Source organism: Hahella sp. KA22, from assembly GCF_004135205.1.
Lineage (GTDB): Bacteria > Pseudomonadota > Gammaproteobacteria > Pseudomonadales > Oleiphilaceae > Hahella.
This window is the reverse complement of the sequence record NZ_CP035490.1, coordinates 2944473-2966064: the sequence shown is the minus strand read 5'-3', so window position 1 is coordinate 2966064 and position 21592 is coordinate 2944473. Positions and strand designations below refer to the sequence as shown.

Here is a 21592-nt window from a genome sequence, read left to right as displayed (position 1 = left end):
ATTTGGCGGGCGTATCTGCCCGCCTGTTTATTTACCGTTATTTAATTCCATTTAGAGTGTAAGGCTTCATGGTAGTCATCGCATTACCCGATACGCCCATGTGATTTCCATAGTGCATACTCTTTTCTAATGTATAGAAAGAGTCCAGATAGTCGTCGTCATTGCTGAACCAATGCTCAGGCATCAGCTCAACAATTCCACTGCCTAAGGCCACTAATGCGCCAATCTCCGGCTGCCCCAGCGCCGACAGCACTTCAGCGGCGGTAGTCAGAAGTTTTTGCGCCAACGTTTGATAGTTGGTGTTATCGTCATGCTCCATCAAAATGATATTCGCTGCGCCCCAACGATATCTATCCCAATAAACGACAACTTGGTTGGGGTAATAGGTTTTTCCGTCTTCATCGAGATAAGGCATGTCCACAATGTCCAGCGCCGGCTCATCTCTGCTGGGATCAACGCCTGTCACAATCGCGTATACCTCGGCATCGCCGGAGATCCATGGCTCCTCGTCATCTTCCAGGCGAATGCTATCCAGTATGGTCACGTCGATGCTATCCGACTGAGCTTTGTTTATCTGAATGGATTTAGACGCGGAGCGAGAAAAAACCTCACGCATTTGCGCCAGGCCAAGCTGCATATCCTTTTTCGCATTGATGTCGACAACAACGACCGGCTGCTCCGGCATATTCCAGACATCCAGCAAGTGCAAACCGCCATTGCTGTCATAGGCTTCAATATATTGCCAGGAAGATTCGTCTCCATCCGGTTCATAGGCATAGAGTGGCTCCACGCCCTCCTGTAACTGCGACATCATCTGCGGAGCGGCTATACGCAACTCAAGTAATGTTTCCCCTTTTGTACGTATGCCTTTCTTGTTCAGGACGCTTCTTTCTGCGCTTTGCGCCTGATTGATAAAGGAACTGGATAAACCTTTTACATCTTTCAGTACATTGGCTACAGAAACGCTGCCGTTATTTTCCTTTAATTGCCGTACAAGATCCGCTGGATGAATTTCCCGGGCGGCGGCGCTGGCCATCATACGTTTTTCATTGGCGAGTTTGATAAATCCAGGCGGGACGAACTTAGAGTGAATAGCAGGAACATTTGATGGCGAGTTATTAATGGTGACCGTTTCAGCCGCCGTTATATTGGACATAAAACTGCACGCCAACAAAGTTACGAATCCCAAAGCAGTATTTTTCCTCATACTGAATTCCTTATTAGTTCCTTATTGATAGAACCCTGATACAGGTCTATTCCCTCTACTACGGACGCTGGATAAATGGAAAAGAGCGAATAGCCCCCATCAGGGGTTACTGCCGGAGAACGCACTGGATTTTGATAACGACTTTATATGCATGAGAGGTCCGCCGGTCATTTGAGAATACAACATGTTTTCCAAAAAGTTTCTCAATGATTTAATTTTTTTAATATTTTTGAGAAGAATGTTGCAAGTTTCAGTTTTATCGGCTGAATAGGATAGTGACGAGGCTGATGTTTTTTTCTATGCTCTAGAGCCAAATGACCCAAAAAATCTCTTTATTATCAGAAGGCTGAAGCAAAAATAGAGACGGAATGTTATCTATCTTTCGCTCCAGAAGTATATATTCGACAACGTCGGTTATATATATCGTTATAAATAGATCATGAGCGCTTTAAATGGCGCTCATGAAGCAGGAGAGAGTATAAAACCTACTGAAGATCTTTGTAGGACTCGACTATACGGGAGACAATACCGTAATCCATCGCCTCTTCTGGACTCATCCAGAAATCCCTTTCTATATCCACCAATACTTTCTCAAACGGTTTACCCGTCTGCCTGGCGACAACATGGGCGATACGCTCACGGGCTCTCAAGATTTCTTTCGCCTGAATAGCGATATCCGAAGCTGGACCGCCAGCGCCGCCGCCAGGCTGATGAATCATAAAGCGTGTATTGGGCAAACAAACACGACGCTCTTTTTCCGCCGCCAAATAGATATGCGTACCCGCACTGGCGACCCATCCTGCGCCTACCGTAATTACCGGCGCACGGATAAATCGAATAATGTCGTGAATAGCGTCTCCCGACTCCACATGCCCGCCGGGAGAAGATATCAGCACTCTGATAGGGTCTTCCGAATCTTCGGCCAAGGCTATCAAGCGCTGACAGGTCGCTTGCGCCATTTCATGATTAATCTCGCCGAAAATAAACACAAAACGGGACTTGAACGAATACTGCTCTTCAATACGGTCAGCCTTACTCCCCTTTTCAGGTTCGCCGGACAACTTTTCCATGGATCACTCTCCTCATATTGATTTTAGTTTGCGCACCGAGCGCAACAGGCGATTAAGCCACCTCAGTATAGATCACCTCTTTCCGGTCGAAAGCAACCGAAACGCAAAGGTCGATGTTCATAGGAGCTCAAAATGCAAATCCCGAAGGATACTCATGAAAACCATCGAAGTCCCCCTTCCCGACCGGAACCCCACAATGTCGCAAAATGGCGTAGACCATGCTGAGATGAAAGAAAAAGTTCGGCAATGCATACTGGGTAAGAAACGTTTGGCCATCCAATCGCAACTCTTTGAACCCGGCTGTCGTCACAATTTCCCGTTCTGCCACCTGTGTAAAGCTATGCGCTGGCAAGGCCTGCAAATAACCCTCTGCTTCTTGAATTTGACGGCGCAGATCTACGACCGTGTCTTCACGAGACTCTGTTTCCGGTATCTCCAGCCCGGCCAACGGATAGCAGGTACGCAGAGAAAAACCGATTGCCGTGCGCACCTGCTGTACAAGAGGGAACATACCCGGAGTAAGACTTGTACGTAGTATCGCTTCCTGCCTGGATGCGATATCGGCAAACGCCTCCAGGCGATTTATCATGGCGGACAAGCGCCGCAAATAGCGTTCAAAGACGATAACGGATTGATCGTACATACTACTCCTAAGATTGAACTTGAGACTTTATTAAACAACGGCTCATTTGGGCTTGTTCATACTGAAAAGCCTTCCAGCGATTAACGCGGAATTAAACACAACACCAAAGTTATCATATCAGGAGAAGACCCTTCTGGAGCCCTTTAAACGTCAAAGCAGTTTCACGATCTAATTGCGCTTGTTATACACTTACCTGCGTACATCTAAACTGTCAATCAATTACTTTTCAGCTACATCATAGCGCTAAGTTCGCCCAACGCTTCACCCACGTTTCCTGGTGCTACCGACGTAACAGACACAGCGCTAACAGCTGTTTTCATTAGAATAGCCTCCACCTGTATCTACACTCGACAACACAGTAAAGAGCTCGCAGTGGCGGTCACTTCACTTTGATTGGGTCACGCAGAGATGACGGCAAATTCCAGATGATATTGAGTTGTTGGGATTTAATTTACAAGCGATTAATATATAAAAAAGTTAGCGTGAACGGCCCAAAGAACAAAGATGCGCCAAGCAGAATTAATGACCGACTATGGATCGGATATACGTTTCAAAACACGAAGCGTCGATAGAGTAACCAACTACTTAGTATGAGGAGTAGTTGGCTACGGTCAACTCATATCAGAATGTAAATCTCAGGCCGGCGCCCAGCATATTTATGGAGCTTCCTTCCAGGCCATCAAGTATGTGAGTGTACTCAGTATAGAGATGTATATTATTACTTAAAGACCAGCGTAAATCCGCCATAAATGTAGCGGATACATCATGATCCAACCCTCCAACATCTATATTATTATATACACCATCAGCCTCCCAAAACCATGCCCCCACTCTAAACTCAAGAGCAAGGGAGTCAGTCAGGTATCTTTGCGCCCCTATGGCTGCATGCGGCCCAGAAATAGAGAAAGACGTATTTGGCAAAGCATCAGACTGGAATTCAAAGTCATCTATAAACAAATATCCTGCTTCAAACAATATATCGTCAGTCAAATACCCAACAGCGCCATAGCCGGCCACCGAACTATCATATTCACCACCATCAGGAACATCATAATCCTTTGTGGCCAAGTCCGCATAGGAGATTACACCACTCACATAAAAGTCGGCATGCGCATTAAATGACGCAGTTAATAAAAGACATCCCAGTGACGCATAGTGCATCCGGCTCATAATATTACTTCCTCCAAATTTTCTTTCTAGAATTTGCGCCAGCCAGTCGTCCAACGATCGTTAACATAAGGATAGCGAAAAATATTTTATCTGAAGCACCACCAGATGCTTTAAATGGATTACCATCTTCGTACAGGATTGTTAAGAATCCTGCTCCAGCACTTGCAGTAGCGGCCTCTGAAGATACTTCAACAGTTGCGATATCATTAATTGAGCTATGAGTATTACTAGCAACTACAAGCTTAATTATATCTGTTTGTGTTGTCTCAAAAGGAATCGTAACAGGGAACTCGAATTCAACCCGTTCTCCGGCAGCGATCGTATAACTTGCAGGCAGAGCGCTAAAGTCAGCCCACCCCAATTCACTTGTCGCCACCAACGAGAAAGTTTCATCCTTTGTTCCTCTATTTCGTATCAGCGCCTTTTGGGAGTAGCCGCCAGAAATCCCTTTTGAGCTTTGCATTATGACGCTGACTTCATACAGGCTCGGAATCAGTGATGAAATAGGAGAGCCTTGAGAAAATTCAGCGACCAAAGTCTCCCGAGGCAATTCAATAATGCTATTAGACTCTCCTATTAATCCACCTGCAAAGCGCATAGCCTCAAGATCTGAGTATGACCCTAATACGTCTGTCGCCGCTGCCGAACCGTTAATATCCGCGCTAGTGACCTCTTCCAGGCTCTCATTGCAATTCCAATCAATGGAAGTACTAGCATCTTCAGTTATAACAATCTCTTCACCGCAAAAACGTTTGACGCCAATTATCTTATCAAAGTCATCGAGACCGTCAGCATTAGGAAGACCTGTAGTTTCTGCGATTTTTGACTCATCAAGAGGTAACATAGAGATATTAGAAAAGCTCATATGACCATCTACACCATCCAATATAACGCCATCTAGAGAGTAGAGCGGATTCATTATGCTAAGGTAGTGGGGCTTATACTTTTCATTATCCCTCCCTCCTTCTCTGAGAGCTAAATTTTGCCCAGTAGCTTTAAGGATGCTTCCTGCCTGCTCATTTATTGTTCCCAGAAAGTCTCCTAAGGGAATGAAAAAATCACTAGAATTTAAGCTTCTTGAAATTGCCGAGATCCCGTCAAAAGGCGAGCGATGACCAATAACTCCATAATGAAAAATGTTTCTACGCGCTGTCGAAAAATTTCCCGACTTTATTTCATCAAAAGCAGTCCACACATATGAGTCACCAGATCTGTCCCCTAATACACTCACTAATGGAATGCTGTTGCTTTTCGAGGTTATACCAGCGGCTTCCCAAGTTCGGTTTGTATTGGGGTCCATAATTGAAGCAGGGCCTGCGTCTATATGAACATTCACACCAATTTCTTTATAGGCCGCAATCACCTTCGCCAAAACCTCTGATTGAGGCTGGTAATTAATAAACCCTACTTCTTTCATCCAATCCAGTTCAATAAATAGATCTTTAACATTAGGGTCTGCCCCCATTGCCGGTAGATCGACAAACTCAGACCCACCACCAGGCAGAGCAACTGTAACGCCATTTAGCTCCCACTCATCAAGGAGGCCATCGCTGTCTGCATCATCAATTTGTTGTGCGCCACTAGCACAGTCTTCCTTCCTCCACAGGAATTTATCAATAAATGCTGTGGAGTCAAACAATGAGTCCCCTAGGTCCATAATGCTGATAATGAAACGAACTTCTTCGCCGCCTGTAACGGGTGTAGAGGCTCGTAGTTTTATTGTTGCATTGTCGTAGGTGGTTCCGGTGGAACAGTTGTCAGGGGTACTAGCCGATGTGCTACAAACAGTATCAAATGCGGAGTTAACTGATATAACTTGCCCAGATGTGTCAAAGGCAAAATTATTAGGTGCAGAAACACTATAGACACCACCAACAATATTGATACTAAATTGTGATGCATCCTTTTCTATTAGAAAAGTGTCATTATAGTTTGAGCCTATAAACTCATTGTACTCATCAGAAAAAAAAGAAAAGTCAAAGCTTGCGCATCTCGCTTCATTTGGGGCCTTTAGGACCATCTCAATCTGGGCCATATCCTCCCCTCCGTTCTCTCCTGGCGTGTTTAACCCCCCAAGAGAACCGGACAATTTTCCGCTATCGTTTGCGTTGCCTGCACTCTCCGCCCACCCCGTAGAAATAACCAAAAATGTGCGTCCCTCAGTTGGGTAACTATTACTAAGCAATAAATTTAGATTATTACCAGATTTAGGGTCTTCAATAATCCCCAATATTGAAGTATCCGCCACCCCAATTGCAGTGCCCTCTGTCCCATTGGTCGAAATAGAAATAACCTGGCTTGCTGGTATACCTAGAGCATTCACAATTTGCTCTGTTGATACATTTGAGGTGATATCCGCGGAAAAGGCCGTATCAGCCACTACCCCCCCACATATAAGCACGGGGTATGTCAGGTAAGCATATATTGTTTTCATTTCATCACGCCTAAATTAAGCCCTATGTCACTGAGCACATCTCTACCTTTCAGGCTAGAGAAATGACCCTAGTCCTTTTTAGCATTTTATTGTAATACAAGAAGTTACATATTTTCACTTATACTTTGATTTCCAGAAGATTCAGTCTAAAAAATAGACAGTAGCTTTTAGAAGTCAAACTTGAAGCCACTTGACGCAACCAACCAAGTTGAAGGAGCTCCAAGCTGATGTAGCGGTTATCTTTAGGCTTCGCGTGAGCTTATTTCAGCGTAATACCGATACTGTCCAGGGCCGCTTTTTTTTGGCTTCGTACATGGCCTCATCCGCGCAGGAAAGCAGTTGGGGCTCACCGGAGACATCATCAGGATAGATGGCGATGCCGATACTGGGGGAGGTGCGCACTTCGACGCTTGCAAATATGTATGGAGCAGACAAGGTGAATCGCCCCGGGTTTGTCGGAGGCTAATCTTCTTGAGAGAATTAGTCTATGAACAAACGATCTGGATACTCCCCCGAAGTACGTGAACGCGCTGTGCGCATGGTGTTGACCGGCGAACACGAACACAAATCCCGCTGGGCGGCGATACAGTCTGTCGCTTCAAAGATTGGTTGCACTCCTGAGACATTACGCTCCTGGATCAACAAAATGGAAGTGGATACAGGTAAGCGCCCTGGAACAACCAGCGAGGACGCCGCCCGCCTTAAAGAGCTGGAACGGGAAAACCGTGAGCTTAAACGCGCCAATGAGATTCTGCGAAAGGCGGCGGCTTTTTTCGCCCAGGCGGAGCTCGACCGCAAACCGAAGTAATGGTTAAGTTCATTGACCTGGAACGGGAAGCCCACGGTGTCGAGTCAATCTGCAAAGTCTTGCCGATGGCGCCGTCCACGTACTACCGCCGAAAACATCTGGCCGCTAACCCGGAGCTGCGCTGTGATCGCGCAAAGCGGGATGAAGAACTCAAGCCAGAGATTACACGAGTGCACGAGGAGAACTTACAGGTCTACGGCGCCCGCAAGATCTGGAAGCAGCTAAACCGCGAGGATATCACTGTGGCGCGCTGTACTGTCGCCCGGTTGATGGGGGAAATGGGGCTGAAAGGCGTGCGGCGCGGTAAGTCCTGTCGCACCACCATTCCCGATGAACTGGCCGACAAGCCGCAGGATCTGGTTAATCGCAACTTCAGCGCCGAGCGTCCGAACCAGTTGTGGGTCGCTGATATTAGTGTGCCGCAGCAAGCTGCGGGAGAGATGAGGGATTGTGGCCCCTCGTCATCGGCATACAGGTGCTGATGACAAACCACCTTATGCGGCGATGGCCAAAAGCCGTGGTCGTGAGCGATAAGGAAAAGGCGCCGATTTAGGCGTCAGGTATGAAGCAGGAAGACGAACAACCGTGAACCGCCGTTCAATTGTCGAAACGACTCAGATGATATCAAAACCGGGGAGTGATGTTGCTCCGGGATCAGTGCGGACAGCGCCTGTTGATGGGCCGCATGGTATCCGGCATAGAGGCGGCGTGATCCTGTTTTGGGCTCTCTCATGGAACTGCGGGAACCTTCGATGGCAATGCCAAGGGAAAAGCACAAGCTCACAAGGCGAGGCCGATAGTACCGATGTGTCATCAAGGGGCGGAGCCGCTCGTAGTAGCATCGAAGGGGCTGTAATGGCCGTGGAGCGAAGGGGCGGCGTCATTCAGCTGAGCTTGTTGGTCAACTGCGCGAGTAGGATGAGCTGATGAGTAAGGCAAAGCCATTTGTGATTGAGAAGTCTCTAGTTTGGGAGGCGTTCAAAGATGTTAGAGCGAACAGAGGAGCAGCGGGAGTCGACGGACAGTCGCTGCAGCAGTTTGAGCAGCATTTGGGGCCGAACCTCTATCGGATCTGGAATCGCCTGTCGTCGGGGAGCTATTTTCCTCCGGCGGTCAGGGGTGTTGCGATCCCAAAGAAGAGCGGCGGCGAGCGTGTTCTGGGTATCCCGACGGTATCGGATCGTATCGCGCAGACAGTGTTGAAGAAGATTTTTGAACCCCTGGTAGAGCCGATCTTCCATGAAAACTCCTACGGCTATAGGCCCAATCGTTCAGCGCATGATGCGCTGACGACGGTGCGGCGGCGATGCTGGGAGTATGACTGGGTGATTGAGTTTGATATCAAAGGGTTGTTCGATAATATCGACCATGACCTGCTGATGCGTGCGGTGAGACGCCACTGTCAGATACCTTGGGTGGCGCTCTACATTGAGCGCTGGTTAAAAGCGCCGATGGTAGGTCCAGGCGGGCAAGAACAGCAACGCGATCGGGGTACCCCTCAAGGAGGTGTGATCAGTCCGGTGCTGGCCAACCTGTTTCTGCACTACGCACTAGATCGTTGGATCAAAGAGCGCTGTCGAAGCGTGCGATTGTGTCGCTACGCGGATGATGGTGTGATCCACTGCAAAAGCCAGCGTCAAGCTGAATGGGTGCTTGCCCAAGTCAGTCGGCGATTGGTTGACTGTGGCTTGCAGATCCATCCGGGGAAAACGCGCATTGTGTATTGCAAGGATGTCAATCGTACGAGCAATCACGAGAGCATTGAGTTCAGCTTTCTGGGTTACAGTTTTCGTCCTCGAAAAGCAGTGGATAAATACCGGCGCGTTTACGTCAACTTCTTACCGGCAGTCAGTTCAGCAGCCTTGAAAGACATGCGGCGGGAAATCCGTAGTTGGCGCTTGCAGTTAAAGAACGACAAATCGCTAATGGATTTATCGCGTATGTTTAACCCTGCATTGAGAGGGTGGTGGCAATACTATGGACGGTTCTATCGTTCAAAGCTGGAGGCTGTTGGCAAGGGCTCCGATGGATATCTGGTTCGGTGGCTAATGCGCAAGTTCAAATCCTTCGCAAGGCGCAAAACCAGAGCATGGCGATACCTTGATACGCTGAAACAACGTTACCCGCACGCCTTCGCGCACTGGAGTCACCAAGCAAAAGGCCGAATGATGGGAGCCGTATGACGCGAGAGTGTCACGTACGGTTCTGCGAGGGGCTGGCGGTGAGAGTCCGCCGGCCTACTCACCCCTACGTTGCCACCTGGTCAGGCTTCGTTTACGTGGCGTTCGTTGTGGACGTTTTCTCGCGCTATATCGTAGGCTGGCGTGCGCTCAAAAGCCTGCAGACGGATATTGTGCTTGACGCCTTGGAGCAGGCGCTGTGGGCGCAGGGAAAACCCAAGGGGGTCACTCATCACAGCGATCGCGGCAGTCAGTACCTGTCGATCAAGTACACGGACGCTTGGCTGAGGCGGGGTTTAAGGCTTCTGTCGGAAGCGTAGGAGACTCCTACGACAACGCTCTAGCGGAAACCATTAACGGTTTGTACAAAGCGGAGGTTATCCACAAAAATGGGCCCTGGAAAGGGCTGGATGAAATAGAACAGGCGACCCTCACCTGGGTGGAGTGGTTCAACAATCGTCGATTGTTGCGGCCGCTAGGCGATGTGCCTCCCGTCGAGTACGAAAGCCTGTATTATTAATCCGGCACCGATATAAGCATGATACAATGCCCGCATGATTATAGATGATGCTCGCTCATTACCTGCCGCCGCGCAGGAAGAAAAAAGAAAACAAGCCGTGCGACTGCGCAAGCAGGGATACAGCTATCACGAAATAGCCGATAAGGTCGGTGTCCATAACCTGACGGTGGGTAAATGGATCAGAGCTTATGAAGCGCAAGGGTTTAGCGGGATTAAGTCAAAGCCCCGCGGACGAGAGCCCGGTTCAGGACAGCGACTGACGCTAACCCAGGAGAACCGAATCAGGCTTTTGATTACCGATAACAGCCCGGATCAGCTCAAGCTGGAGTATGCGCTTTGGACCCGTAAGGCGGTGCAGCAGCTCATTGCGCAGGAGACGGGAGAACAGCTGGCGATCCGAACGGTCGGCAATTATCTGGTCGCCTGGGGTTTCACGCCACAGAAACCGGCGAAAAAAGCGTATGAGCAAAACCCGTCTCTAGTCGAGAAGTGGCTGAAGGAGGACTACCCGGTCATCAAGGGACGAGCCAAGGCGGAAGGGGCGGAGATCTATTGGGGAGACGAGACAGGGCTGCGAAGCGACGCCCAGCATGGGCGGGGCTATGCGCCTCAAGGGAAAACGCCGGTGATTCGCCTGAACGCCAGGCGGGAGTCCACCAATATGATCTCAGCGATCAACAACCGGGGCAAAGTGCGGTTTCAAATCTATGACGGCACAATGGACGCGGACCGGTTGACAGGGTTCATGAAGCGGCTGATCAAAGACGCCAGACGCAAGGTTTTCCTGATACTGGACAATTTGAGAGTCCATCACGCCAAGGTTGTGAAGGCCTGGCTTGAGGAGAATGAGGATCGTATAGAAGTGTTCTATTTACCCGCCTATTCCCCGGAATTGAACCCGGACGAATACTTGAATTGTGACTTAAAAGCGGGAGTTCACAGTGGTAAGCCGGCGCGAGAGAAAGGGGATCTCAAAAAGAAAGTTCGATCACATATGTGTATGTTGCAAAAGAGGCCTTCGAGGGTGAAAAAATACTTTAACCACCCAAGCATCAAATATGCGGCATAGAATACCTATATCGATGCCTGGTTAATAATCTAATTTGCACTCTGTAGCGGGTACTGCCGTCTTTGGCTTTACGCTTGATGATGGTTGCCATGTTATACTGCCTTCCGGACGAATTTTGCACCGCATTTGCTGGTGCACTTTCCTATATTTCCATGGTGCATTTTTAGTGGATCATGGTGCACGCGTGGTGCACCAATTGTATAAAACCGCCTAATTTTGCACAAGAAAGTACAGTTTTATACAACGCAGTATGTCAACAAAATCAAGCACCAAGCCAATAGATTCAGGCATTTCAGGGCTTCGCCGCTTTTCCGTGGCCCCGATGATGGATTGGACAGACAGGCACTATCGTTACCTCGCCCGTCTTCTTTCCAAACATACCTATTTATATACTGAGATGGTGACCACCGGAGCCATCATACATGGTGACCGCAACCGTTTCCTGGATTTCAATGCGGAAGAGCATCCTGTCGCCGTTCAGCTTGGCGGCAGCAATCCTGATGAATTGAAGGAGTGCGCCAAGATTTGCGAAGACTGGGGCTATGATGAAATCAACCTGAATGTGGGATGTCCCAGCGACCGCGTACAGAACAATATGATCGGCGCCTGCCTGATGGGCTATCCCGAGCGAGTGGCGGAATGCGTGGCCGCCATGCGCTCCGCTGTTTCAATCCCGGTGACGGTCAAGCATCGCATAGGCATAGATGATCAGGACTCCGAAGAGTTCTTGTTGAATTTTGTCCGCACCGTCAAAGCAGCAGGATGCTCCACCTTTATCATTCATGCGCGCAAGGCGATTCTCAAAGGACTCAGTCCAAAGGAAAACCGCGAAATTCCACCGCTGATATATCCGCGCGCATACATGATCAAGCAGACATTTCCTGAGCTCGAGATCATCATCAATGGCGGCATCAAAACCATGGACGAATCGGAGAGCCACTTGCAGGAAGTCGATGGTGTAATGATCGGGCGCGAAGCCTATCAGCGCCCATGGATGCTGGCGGATGTGGACCACCGTCTGTTTCACACTCCGCCGCCGAGCTTCAGCGCTACGGATATCGGCTATCAGTTTTTAGAGTATATCGAACGCAACTATCAGAACGGCGATGCGGTCTGGCATATGGCGCGACACGCGCTGGGTTTGTTTCATGGCCAAAAAGGTGGGAAACAGTTTCGCAGATATTTAAGCGAAAACGCCATCAAACGCACCGCCTCACCGACTGTTTTTAGAGACGCTTTAGATATAGTATCTTCTTACAAACAGTCCAACTCTCTGAACACCGCCTCCAAGGCGGTCTGAAAGAACCAACCCAGGGATAAAAATACAATGGCTTTAAGCAAGCTCGAGCAATTACGCCAAATGACTTCCGTTGTCGCTGACACGGGCGATATCGAAGCAATCAAGAAGCACAAACCCGACGATGCGACCACCAACCCTTCGCTGCTGTTGAAGGCCGCATCTCTTCCCGTCTACGAAAGCCTGGTTAATGACGCACTCAACTACGGCAAACAACAAGCCGCTGCGCCTCAAGAAGCTGTAGCCCATGCTATCGACTACTTGTCTGTATCCATTGGCAAAGAAATTTCAAAAGTCATTTCGGGGTATATTTCCACCGAAGTCGACGCTCGCCTGTCCTTTGACACGGACGCCACCATCGACAAAGCCAAGCAGCTGATCAAGCTTTATAGCGATATGGGTGTTGGCAAAGACCGCATACTGATCAAAATCGCCTCTACCTGGGAAGGTATTCGCGCTGCGGAAGTGTTGGAAAAGCAGGGCATTCGCTGCAACCTGACGCTGCTATTCTCCTTCACGCAGGCGGTTGCTTGCGCCGAAGCTGGCGTATTCCTGATATCGCCTTTTGTTGGGCGCATCTATGACTGGTACAAGGCCAAGTGGAACAAAGACGAAATCTCCGTTGACGAAGATCCTGGCGTAATGTCAGTCAAATCTATTTACGAGTTCTACAAGTCGCGCGGCTACAACACAATCGTAATGGGCGCCAGCTTCCGTCATGCTGGACAAATTGAAGCCTTGTCAGGCTGCGATAAGCTGACCATCAGCCCAGAGCTGCTGAATGACCTGGAAGCTGACTCCGGCGAATTAACCCGCGCCCTATCCTCTGAGCAGCCTAGCGCCGAACGCGACGCGCCGATTACCGAAGCCGCTTTCCGCTGGGGGATGAATGAGGACGCCATGGCGACCGAAAAACTGGCCGAAGGCATTCGTAAGTTCGCCGAAGATCAAGTTAAGTTAGAGCAGATGCTGCTCAAAAAAATGGGCTAAACTTGGCAGAGCTTCCAGGGTAACCCCAATAAAAAAGGCGGGCTTCTATAAAGAACTCGCCTTTTTTAATCCCGCAACGACATGCGCCGCAAAGGGTACTCTACAAAGAGTTGCGATCCACTTTCGCCAGTACGCCTTCTTTTAAGGAGTATTGTTCATCCATACGCACCGCCAGCCCATAATCATGAGTCACCAGCACAAATGCGGTCTGATTCTGACGCACCAGATCCCATAACAACGCCTGCACAGAGTCCGCAGTTTCCGGGTCCAGGTTACCTGTAGGCTCATCCATCAAAACGCATGATGGCCTGGGAGAAAGCGCACGCGCTATCGCTACTCGCTGGCGCTCGCCACCAGACAGCTGTCCAGGACGATGCCTAAGGCGGTGCGACAACCCCACACGCTCCAGCCAGTATTCCGCTTCCTTTTTGGCTTCCTTAACCGCAACGCCTCTCAGCAACAAAGGCATGCAGACGTTTTCCAGCGCACTGAACTCAGGCAAGAGGTGGTGAAACTGATAGACAAAACCAACGTGCGCGTTACGCAGTTTGGCCTTGGCTTTTTCATCCATGCCATGCACGTCCTGTCCCGAGATGCGAATAGAGCCCGAACTTGGATGATCCAAGGCGCCCATAATATTCAGCAACGTGGACTTCCCCGAACCGGAAGCGCCAACAATAGCCACGGTCTGCTCTGGATAAAGCGAAATATTAACGCCACGCAGAACTTCGATAGACTCCTTCCCCTGAACATATACCTTATGCACAGATTGGCATTCCAATACTGGACTACTCATACCTCAACGCCTCCGCCGGCTCGATTTTGGATGCGCGCCATGCGGGGTACATAGTCGCAACGAAGCTGATAGTCAGGGTAACGGCGCTAATCAACGCAACATCGCCCCACTGCAAGTCAGATGGAAGGTAACTGATGAAATACACATCCGAGCTTAGTAACTGAATACCCGCCACCTTCTCAAACCAGGCGATCATATCACTGATATTGACCGCCAACAGGCAACCTAACAGAACCCCCAGAGCAGTTCCCACAACCCCTATAAACAGGCCTTGGACCATAAAAATGCGCAGAATATTACCGGGTGTCGCCCCCATCGTACGCAAGATTGCAATATCCGCTTTCTTGTCTGTAACAACCATTACCAGAGTGGAAACAATGTTAAAGGCCGCCACTGCAACGATGAACATCAACAGCAATCCAACCATGGTCTTTTCCATTTGGATTGCTTGAAACAAATTACCGTGCGTCCGTGTCCAGTCGCTTGCGTAGTACCCACTCCCTAATTCCGCAACAATTGTGCGGGACACTTTTGAAGCATCGAACAAATTCTTCAGCTTCAGTCGCACACCCTCAACAGAATCCCCAAGGCGCTTTATCTTGGCTGCATCTTCAATATTGATAATCGCCAGCGTACTATCCAGCTCCGCACCTACACTGAATATCCCTTTCACCGTAAATCGCTTCATTCTAGGGAACACGCCAGCAGGGGTTACCGAAGCTTCCGGTAAGATAACCGTAATCTTGTCTCCTACTCTGGCGCGCATATAGCTAGCCAAAATGTCGCCAAGAACAATACCAAACTCTCCAGGTTTCAAATCATCCAGACTGCCTGAGATGATGTGATTCTGAACGATGGAAACACCTTTCTCCACCTCTGGATCAATACCGTTGATCATGATTCCATGCACGTTCCCCGCCGCTGTGGCCATGCCTTGCGCATAAACGAATGGCGCAACGCCCTCCACCTGGGGATGTTGCAGGGCAAACTCTTTGACCTCCTCCCAACTACTCATAGGGTTATGGCTCTTAATCACCGCGTGCGGAACCATACCCAATATCCGTTGACGCAACTCCCGGTCAAAGCCATTCATAACGGACATGACGGTAATCAGCACCAGCACTCCAAGAATCAACCCAATCATGGACGTCAGGGAGATAAAAGAAATAAAGTGGTTATCCCGCTTCGCCGAGGTATAGCGCAAGCCTATAAATAGAGATAAGGGTTTATACATCCACAGAGCACCTGGTATTAATGGTTGGCTTGTTGGCGGGCTTAAATCGCCGCCTGAAAGTGTGATCGGATGGGAGCGTCCGACTGGCCGCTTAAGTTGATAAGTTAATTAGCCCAAATTAAGCGGCGTAAAACTATAATCTATTAATAAGTGTTTCACTACTACGGTTTATTAATATGTCCGATTCAGACGCAACATCAGATAACCGGAGGGATTATTATCGAATTCATGACCAGGCTTTGGTTGAGTATCAGGAACGTACTGCAAGCAATCACGCAATGGCGGAATTCTATCGACACCCTGTCTATTTCGAGATGCTGAGCGAGCTGCAAAGCCTGGATCTGGAGACCTCCAAGCTGATGGGACATGTCGCGGAAAAGGACCGTTCCCTTGCTGCACTGCTGAAAGCACTCAATAAAAAAGTCGATTTGATCGCCCGCACACTCGCCCTGGTGGAGACGGACATCAATGAGGATAGACTGCAGTTCATCGACCTGAGCGAAGGCGGCATGGCCTTTGTCAGCCCCCGCCAGGAGCGTGCGGGACAGCAGCTGATTCTTAAGGCGACGCTGGCGCCCAGCTATATATCCATTCTGACCGAAGCGGAAGTCGTCAGCTCCGAGTCCGTCAAAGAGCATCCAGAGCACGTTCTAAGCCATGAACAAGAAAACGGCGACGGATTTATCACGCGAGTCAATTTCATTAATTTCAGCGAATCACAGCGACAAATCGTTGCAAGACACATTCTGAGAACCCAGCAACAGCAACGCAGGCGCCAACTGGAATAAGATGTCGCCATGACGCAAATCCAAGAGCATTACTCAATTAATGACAAAGACTTGCGTATGAAATTTTAAGTGTCTAACCAGCTAAATACAGCTAGACTAGTATGTTAAAGAAACGAATTTAGGAATAAGTCGATGCTAAATTCTTGGAATAAGTTATTCGCTGTCGCTTTAATCAGTCTGGCGCCATTGGCCAACGCCGATGAGCTAGTCACTCCCATCATGCAACAAGGCTCATCAAACGCCAGCATGGAAACGCCACGCACAGGCCAAACCATGAGCGCGGTGGAAAAACGCTACGGCAGCCCTTCTCATGTTAAAGGCCCGGTAGGCGACCCGCCTATCACCATATGGGAGTACGGAAACTATTCCGTATATTTTGAGGGCGATCGTGTAATTCATACTGTACTTAAGCCTGTCAAACCGTAAACTACTCGCCCCTTAAACTGTTTACGATGGATTAACCAGTGAGCACTATTGTCCTGCCTCCTGAATGGGCGCCGCAGTGCGCCGTTCTGCTGACTTGGCCTCATGAGCAAACCGACTGGGCTGACCGCCTGGAAGAGGTTGACAGAACTTTTTTGGATATCGCTATTGCGGTATGCAAATACCAGAATCTGGTCATTAATTGTCAGTCATTTCCACGCCTGGAGGCGATCGCCGACGCATTGCACGAAAACGGCGTGCCTCCTGAAAAAGTGGCGCTGTTCTGCGCCCCGTCGAACGACACCTGGAGCCGGGACCACGGGCCTATCACTATTTATGACAATGACGAGCCGGTGCTGCTGGATTTCCACTTTAACGCCTGGGGCGGCAAGTTTGACTCCGAAAAAGACGACCAGATAACCGCTACGCTTTATGAGCTGGGCGCGTTTGACGGCGCCGCCTTACGCCATATTCCTTACATTTTGGAAGGCGGTTCCATCGAAACAGATGGTCGCGGCACATTGCTAACCACCTCTGCGTGCCTGTTGACCCCGACGCGCAACCCTGACGCCTCCAAAGAAAAAGTGGAAGCCGTCATGGCGGAGCATCTGGGCATCCAACGTACTTTGTGGCTGGATCACGGCTACTTGGCCGGGGACGACACCGACAGCCACATTGATACGCTCGCCCGCTTCTGCGACGAACGCACCATCTGCTACGTACAGTGCCTGGATACAGAAGATGAGCACTATGCGGAATTATCAGCGATGGAAAAGCAACTGCAGTCATTCGTCGATGCGGACGGGGCGCCTTATAAGCTGGTTCCACTTCCCATGGCGCGCGCCTGCTATGACGAAGACGGACATCGTCTACCAGCGACATACGCCAACTTCCTGATTATTAATGAGGCGGTCCTGGTCCCAGTCTACGATCTCCCTGAGGACGAGGCGGCGTTGAGCGCCATTCAATCATGCTTCCCTGACCGCACTATTGAAGCCATTGACTGTCGCAGTCTGATTGAACAGCATGGAAGTCTCCACTGCGTCACCATGCAATTACCGGATGGAGTGATCTGATGAAAAAAACCACCTTGCAGGTGGCGGCCCTTCAGCAGCAAAGCTTCCCTGAGAAAGAAAAAAGTCTGGCGCTGACGGCGGAGCTGATTGCTCAAGCTGCAGCGCAAGGCGCTGAGTTGATTGTGTTGCAGGAACTGCACGCCACCCTGTACTTCTGTCAGACAGAAGATGTGGACGTATTCAACTTGGCGGAGCCGATTCCCGGACCGACCACAGAGTTTCTGTCCGAATGCGCACGTAAACACAACGTGGTGATTGTCGGTTCCCTGTTTGAGAAACGTGCGCCTGGCCTATATCACAACACGGCTGTCGTGCTGGAGAAAGACGGCTCGCTGGTCGGCAAATACCGCAAAATGCACATTCCTGACGACCCCGGCTTTTATGAGAAGTTTTACTTCACGCCTGGTGATGCCGGCGCTGAGGCGGGCTTCAAACCAATCCAGACCTCTGTCGGCAAACTGGGCGTACTGGTGTGCTGGGATCAGTGGTATCCAGAAGCAGCACGCTTAATGGCCCTGGCTGGCGCGGATATGCTGATCTACCCAACCGCTATTGGCTGGGACGTGCGTGACGATCAAGCCGAACACAAACGTCAACTGGACGCCTGGATCACCATTCAGCGCGCTCACGCAGTGGCCAACGGATTGCCGGTAATCGTCGCCAACCGAGTTGGCCAGGAGGCTGATCCTTCACAACAGTCTCCCGGCAGCCTGTTTTGGGGCAATAGCTTTATCGCTGGCCAACAGGGCGAAATCCTGCGTCAGGCCGATGATTCCAGCGTGCAGATTATTGCTGCTGAGCTTGATCTGCAGCGCACAGATGATGTCCGCCGCATCTGGCCTTATCTGCGCGACCGCAGAGTAGACGCCTATCAAGACCTGACACGTCGCTACATCGACTAGTTAGAGCCAGAAGCGGACTATACGTCCGCTTCTCTATTTAGCGCCCAAATTATCCTGGCGCGACTATAATTCTCAAACAGTCAGCACGGCGCGCAGCCGACTGATGATCGTTAATCACTGATTGGACGCACCATGACAGAAACCGTCAGACAGGCCGTCGCACAGATTGGCAAAGTCGTTTTAGGTAAAGAACACCAGATCCGACTCGCACTCACCTCCCTCCTTTGCCAGGGGCACCTGCTGATAGAAGACCTGCCCGGCATGGGCAAAACCACGCTTTCCCACGCCATGGCGCAAACGCTGGGTCTGAGTTACAACCGGGTACAGTTCACCAGCGACCTGCTGCCTTCGGACCTGATTGGGATCAACCTGTTCGACAAAAACAAAAGTGAATTCACTTTTCACAAAGGCCCATTGTTCGCGCAACTAGTACTGGCCGACGAAATCAACCGCGCCACGCCAAAAGCACAGAGCGCCTTGCTGGAAGCTATGGAAGAACGCCAGATCAGCGTTGAAGGAACCACCTATACGCTTCCTAAGCCGTTCTTCGTTATTGCGACCCAGAATCCATCCGACCAGTCAGGCACCTTTTTGCTGCCGGAGTCGCAAATGGACCGTTTCTTCATGCGCATTCATCTCGGCTACCCACCTCCGGAAGCAGAACGTGAGCTACTGAAAGGCAGTGACCGCCGCTCACTGCTAAGCAAGCTACAGCCAGTCATGCCGCCGGACGTGTTAGCGGATCTGCAGGCAAAAGTATTAGAAGTGCGAGCCACTGATCCACTCATAGACTATATTCAGCGCATCATCGCCTATACACGCAGCCACAGCGGCTTTAAAGACGGCATATCACCCCGTGGAGCCATCGCCCTCCTGCGCGCCGCCAAAGGCTGGGCATTGCTGGAGGGGCGCCAGCACGTGCTTCCTGACGATGTTCAGACCGTCCTGCCAGCCGTCGTCGAGCACCGGCTCGGTGGCTCAAGCCGTGCCGAGCACTATCCATTGTCGACGCAAATTCTGAGAGAAGTGACAGTGGTCTAAAAACCGCTTCACCCATAATTACGTGGCTCTATATGCCCCATAACCAAATATAATCAATCCAGTTAAACAAATATGGTACTTTAGGCGCATTATTTTTGATGCCTTCCAGCCACAGGGATCATTGGATACAGCGGCAAGGGGTCCGTACCAGGCATTGTTTTATTTCAGCATTAAGGAACGTCAATGAGTAAAGAAACCAGGCACATCAAACTACTTATTCTCGGCTCCGGCCCCGCCGGCTACACCGCTGCGGTTTACGCAGCCCGCGCAAACCTGAATCCGGTCATTATCACCGGCATGCAAATGGGCGGACAATTGACCACCACCACCGATGTAGATAACTGGCCCGGCGACGATGCTGGCGTACAAGGCCCCGAGCTGATGCAGCGCATGCAGAAGCACGCAGAGCGTTTCGACACCGAAATCATTTTTGATCACATCAACGAAACAGACCTGAGCCAACGCCCATTCCGCCTGAAAGGCGATAACGGCGAATACACCTGTGACGCACTGATCATCGCCACCGGCGCCTCCGCGCAATACCTGGGCCTGGATTCAGAAGAAGCATTCAAAGGCAAAGGCGTCAGCGCCTGCGCCACCTGCGATGGATTCTTTTACCGCAAGCAGAAAGTCGCTGTTATCGGCGGCGGCAACACTGCCGTCGAGGAAGCGCTTTATTTATCCAACATTGCAGCGGAAGTCACCCTGGTGCACCGCCGCGACAAGTTGCGGGCGGAAAAAATCCTGCAGGACAAACTGTTCGAAAAAGAGCAAAACGGCAATATCAAAATTGTCTGGGATCACACACTGGACGAAGTCCTGGGCGACGACTCCGGCGTAACCGGTCTGCGCCTGCGTAGCACCAAAGACGACAGCACTCAGGAACTGGAAGTGACTGGCGCATTTATCGCTATTGGCCACAAGCCCAATACCGATATTTTCGCTGGCCAACTGGACATGAAAGACGGCTACATCAAAATTCGCTCCGGCTCTGAAGGCAATGCGACCCAAACCAGCGTGCCCGGCGTATTCGCCGCAGGCGACGTTGCCGACCATATCTACCGCCAGGCGGTAACTTCGGCGGGCTTTGGCTGCATGGCCGCTCTTGACGCCGAGAAGTTCCTGGACCAATAATCCCACCAGGAATGCGCCTGAACGCCCATTAATCCTAATGGGCGTTTTTGTTTTCGCTTCCTGCGATATTGTGTATTAAAACAAGCCCAGCAAGACTCATCTCTATGCCCGCCCTACCCTGGTTAGATGAAAACCTATGGTTTCCTCATCCTGACAGCGCCTTGAAGGACCCAAATGGCCTGCTCTGCGTCGGCGGCGACCTCCATCCCGCGCGCTTACGTCTGGCGTATGAAAACGGCATTTTTCCCTGGTTCAGCGACGACCAGCCGATACTTTGGTGGTCTCCCGATCCACGCTGCATCATTCGATACGAAGACCTGCACATATCCCGCAGCATGCGCCGCTTTCTGCGCAACAGCGGACTTACTTACAGCTTCGACCAGAATTTCAGCCAGGTAGTGCGATCCTGCGCCGCGCCGCGGTCCTACTCAAACGAAACCTGGATTACCCCGGACATGCTTCAGGCGTATAGCTATCTCCATCAGATTGGCGTCGCTCACAGTATTGAAGTATGGCGGGAGTCTGAACTGGTTGGCGGATTGTATGGCCTCGCCATCGGACGCTGCTTTTTTGGCGAGTCCATGTTCTCCAGAGAAACCAACGCCTCCAAAGCTGCATTCATCACTCTGGTTCGCCAATTACACGCCTGGGGCTATCGATTGATTGACTGCCAGGTACCCAATCCACACCTTCTCTCTTTGGGGGCTTGCCAGATTTCAAGAAAAGAGTTTTTATCTATACTAGAAATAGAGGTGCGAGCTGATTTCTCTCACCCCTGGAAGATGACGATAGACCCCACAGGCTGCTGAC

At 50.3% G+C, this 21592-nt stretch carries 19 protein-coding genes, 2 pseudogenes and 1 other annotated feature; of the genes and pseudogenes, 13 read left to right on the top strand and 8 right to left on the bottom strand.

Annotation, left to right across the window (positions count from 1 at the left end; all coding sequences use genetic code 11):
* Positions 1–37: 37 nt before the first annotated feature.
* The 6 genes from EUZ85_RS13305 to EUZ85_RS13280 form a co-directional block, all read right to left on the bottom strand.
* Positions 38–1156: a DUF3103 domain-containing protein gene (locus EUZ85_RS13305; RefSeq protein WP_241567026.1), complete on the bottom strand. Its 1119-nt coding sequence runs from the start codon at positions 1154–1156 to the stop codon at positions 38–40.
* 536 nt (positions 1157–1692) lie between these two features.
* The gene (locus EUZ85_RS13300) at positions 1693–2277 is read right to left on the bottom strand and encodes an ATP-dependent Clp protease proteolytic subunit (RefSeq protein WP_127969746.1); all 585 of its coding nucleotides are present in this window, start codon (positions 2275–2277) and stop codon (positions 1693–1695) included.
* Positions 2278–2404: 127 nt separating this feature from the next.
* Complete coding sequence (locus EUZ85_RS13295) at positions 2405–2920, bottom strand: DUF1993 family protein (protein WP_127969745.1); 516 nt, start codon at positions 2918–2920, stop codon at positions 2405–2407.
* Between the two features lie 621 nt (positions 2921–3541).
* The gene (locus tag EUZ85_RS13290; protein WP_127969744.1) at positions 3542–4090 is read right to left on the bottom strand and encodes an outer membrane beta-barrel protein; all 549 of its coding nucleotides are present in this window, start codon (positions 4088–4090) and stop codon (positions 3542–3544) included.
* A 4-nt stretch (positions 4091–4094) separates the two neighbouring features.
* Positions 4095–6524, bottom strand: coding sequence for a choice-of-anchor L domain-containing protein (locus EUZ85_RS13285; RefSeq protein WP_127969743.1), 2430 nt, complete (start codon positions 6522–6524; stop codon positions 4095–4097).
* Between the two features lie 264 nt (positions 6525–6788).
* The gene (locus EUZ85_RS13280; protein WP_127969742.1) at positions 6789–6959 is read right to left on the bottom strand and encodes a diguanylate cyclase; all 171 of its coding nucleotides are present in this window, start codon (positions 6957–6959) and stop codon (positions 6789–6791) included.
* A gap of 52 nt (positions 6960–7011) precedes the next feature.
* On the opposite strand from EUZ85_RS13280, the pseudogene EUZ85_RS31615 reads away from it, so the two are divergent.
* The 6 genes and pseudogenes from EUZ85_RS31615 to tal form a co-directional block, all read left to right on the top strand.
* Positions 7012–7748: pseudogene (locus EUZ85_RS31615) on the top strand (IS3 family transposase); the annotation flags it as partial.
* Positions 7290–7406, top strand: a sequence feature (AL1L pseudoknot). (Overlaps the previous pseudogene by 117 nt.)
* Before the next feature lie 510 nt (positions 7749–8258).
* The gene (ltrA, locus tag EUZ85_RS13265) at positions 8259–9515 is read left to right on the top strand and encodes a group II intron reverse transcriptase/maturase (RefSeq protein WP_127969739.1); all 1257 of its coding nucleotides are present in this window, start codon (positions 8259–8261) and stop codon (positions 9513–9515) included.
* Positions 9516–9580: 65 nt separating this feature from the next.
* Positions 9581–10032: pseudogene (locus EUZ85_RS13260) on the top strand (IS3 family transposase); the annotation flags it as partial.
* Positions 10033–10066: 34 nt separating this feature from the next.
* Positions 10067–11101, top strand: coding sequence for an IS630 family transposase (locus tag EUZ85_RS13255; RefSeq protein ID WP_127969738.1), 1035 nt, complete (start codon positions 10067–10069; stop codon positions 11099–11101).
* Between the two features lie 250 nt (positions 11102–11351).
* Positions 11352–12401 (top strand): tRNA dihydrouridine(20/20a) synthase DusA, encoded by a 1050-nt coding sequence (gene dusA, locus EUZ85_RS13250; RefSeq protein ID WP_127969737.1) that lies wholly within the window; start codon positions 11352–11354, stop codon positions 12399–12401.
* A gap of 27 nt (positions 12402–12428) precedes the next feature.
* On the top strand, positions 12429–13388 hold the full coding sequence (gene tal, locus EUZ85_RS13245) for a transaldolase (RefSeq protein ID WP_127969736.1): 960 nt from the start codon (positions 12429–12431) through the stop codon (positions 13386–13388).
* 100 nt (positions 13389–13488) lie between these two features.
* On the opposite strand, the gene EUZ85_RS13240 is transcribed toward tal, so the two are convergent.
* A complete protein-coding gene (locus EUZ85_RS13240; RefSeq protein WP_127969735.1) occupies positions 13489–14184 on the bottom strand; it encodes an ABC transporter ATP-binding protein in 696 nt (231 codons plus the stop codon).
* Positions 14177–15418 carry a lipoprotein-releasing ABC transporter permease subunit gene (locus tag EUZ85_RS13235; protein WP_127969734.1) on the bottom strand — a complete coding sequence of 414 codons (1242 nt, stop codon included), beginning with the start codon at positions 15416–15418 and terminating at the stop codon, positions 14177–14179. The genes EUZ85_RS13240 and EUZ85_RS13235 overlap by 8 nt, the downstream gene beginning before the upstream one ends.
* A 176-nt stretch (positions 15419–15594) precedes the next feature.
* Between EUZ85_RS13235 and EUZ85_RS13230 the strand changes: the two genes are divergently transcribed.
* From EUZ85_RS13230 to aat, 7 genes are all read left to right on the top strand, one after another.
* Positions 15595–16206, top strand: coding sequence for a PilZ domain-containing protein (locus EUZ85_RS13230; RefSeq protein WP_127969733.1), 612 nt, complete (start codon positions 15595–15597; stop codon positions 16204–16206).
* A 132-nt stretch (positions 16207–16338) separates the two neighbouring features.
* The gene (locus tag EUZ85_RS13225; protein WP_127969732.1) at positions 16339–16632 is read left to right on the top strand and encodes a hypothetical protein; all 294 of its coding nucleotides are present in this window, start codon (positions 16339–16341) and stop codon (positions 16630–16632) included.
* A gap of 38 nt (positions 16633–16670) precedes the next feature.
* Positions 16671–17705, top strand: a complete 1035-nt coding sequence (locus EUZ85_RS13220) for an agmatine/peptidylarginine deiminase (RefSeq protein ID WP_127969731.1) — start codon at positions 16671–16673, stop codon at positions 17703–17705.
* Entirely contained in the window at positions 17705–18607 is a 903-nt protein-coding gene (locus tag EUZ85_RS13215) for a carbon-nitrogen hydrolase (RefSeq protein ID WP_127969730.1), read from the top strand. Before EUZ85_RS13220 ends, EUZ85_RS13215 begins: the two co-directional genes overlap by 1 nt.
* Before the next feature lie 132 nt (positions 18608–18739).
* Entirely contained in the window at positions 18740–19648 is a 909-nt protein-coding gene (locus EUZ85_RS13210; RefSeq protein ID WP_127969729.1) for a MoxR family ATPase, read from the top strand.
* A 183-nt stretch (positions 19649–19831) separates the two neighbouring features.
* Positions 19832–20782 (top strand): thioredoxin-disulfide reductase, encoded by a 951-nt coding sequence (trxB, locus tag EUZ85_RS13205; RefSeq protein WP_127969728.1) that lies wholly within the window; start codon positions 19832–19834, stop codon positions 20780–20782.
* 104 nt (positions 20783–20886) lie between these two features.
* Positions 20887–21591, top strand: coding sequence for a leucyl/phenylalanyl-tRNA--protein transferase (gene aat / locus EUZ85_RS13200; RefSeq protein ID WP_127969727.1), 705 nt, complete (start codon positions 20887–20889; stop codon positions 21589–21591).
* Position 21592 lies beyond the last annotated feature (1 nt).

Coding starts and splice junctions, on each gene's coding strand:
- EUZ85_RS13305 (WP_241567026.1), bottom strand. CDS start 1,156: ATGTCCAATATAACGGCGGCTGAAACGGTCACCATTAATAACTCGCCA.
- EUZ85_RS13300 (WP_127969746.1), bottom strand. CDS start 2,277: ATGGAAAAGTTGTCCGGCGAACCTGAAAAGGGGAGTAAGGCTGACCGT.
- EUZ85_RS13295 (WP_127969745.1), bottom strand. CDS start 2,920: ATGTACGATCAATCCGTTATCGTCTTTGAACGCTATTTGCGGCGCTTG.
- EUZ85_RS13290 (WP_127969744.1), bottom strand. CDS start 4,090: ATGAGCCGGATGCACTATGCGTCACTGGGATGTCTTTTATTAACTGCG.
- EUZ85_RS13285 (WP_127969743.1), bottom strand. CDS start 6,524: ATGAAAACAATATATGCTTACCTGACATACCCCGTGCTTATATGTGGG.
- ltrA (WP_127969739.1), top strand. CDS start 8,259: ATGAGTAAGGCAAAGCCATTTGTGATTGAGAAGTCTCTAGTTTGGGAG.
- EUZ85_RS13255 (WP_127969738.1), top strand. CDS start 10,067: ATGATTATAGATGATGCTCGCTCATTACCTGCCGCCGCGCAGGAAGAA.
- dusA (WP_127969737.1), top strand. CDS start 11,352: ATGTCAACAAAATCAAGCACCAAGCCAATAGATTCAGGCATTTCAGGG.
- tal (WP_127969736.1), top strand. CDS start 12,429: ATGGCTTTAAGCAAGCTCGAGCAATTACGCCAAATGACTTCCGTTGTC.
- EUZ85_RS13240 (WP_127969735.1), bottom strand. CDS start 14,184: ATGAGTAGTCCAGTATTGGAATGCCAATCTGTGCATAAGGTATATGTT.
- EUZ85_RS13235 (WP_127969734.1), bottom strand. CDS start 15,418: ATGTATAAACCCTTATCTCTATTTATAGGCTTGCGCTATACCTCGGCG.
- EUZ85_RS13230 (WP_127969733.1), top strand. CDS start 15,595: ATGTCCGATTCAGACGCAACATCAGATAACCGGAGGGATTATTATCGA.
- EUZ85_RS13225 (WP_127969732.1), top strand. CDS start 16,339: ATGCTAAATTCTTGGAATAAGTTATTCGCTGTCGCTTTAATCAGTCTG.
- EUZ85_RS13215 (WP_127969730.1), top strand. CDS start 17,705: ATGAAAAAAACCACCTTGCAGGTGGCGGCCCTTCAGCAGCAAAGCTTC.
- EUZ85_RS13210 (WP_127969729.1), top strand. CDS start 18,740: ATGACAGAAACCGTCAGACAGGCCGTCGCACAGATTGGCAAAGTCGTT.
- trxB (WP_127969728.1), top strand. CDS start 19,832: ATGAGTAAAGAAACCAGGCACATCAAACTACTTATTCTCGGCTCCGGC.
- aat (WP_127969727.1), top strand. CDS start 20,887: ATGCCCGCCCTACCCTGGTTAGATGAAAACCTATGGTTTCCTCATCCT.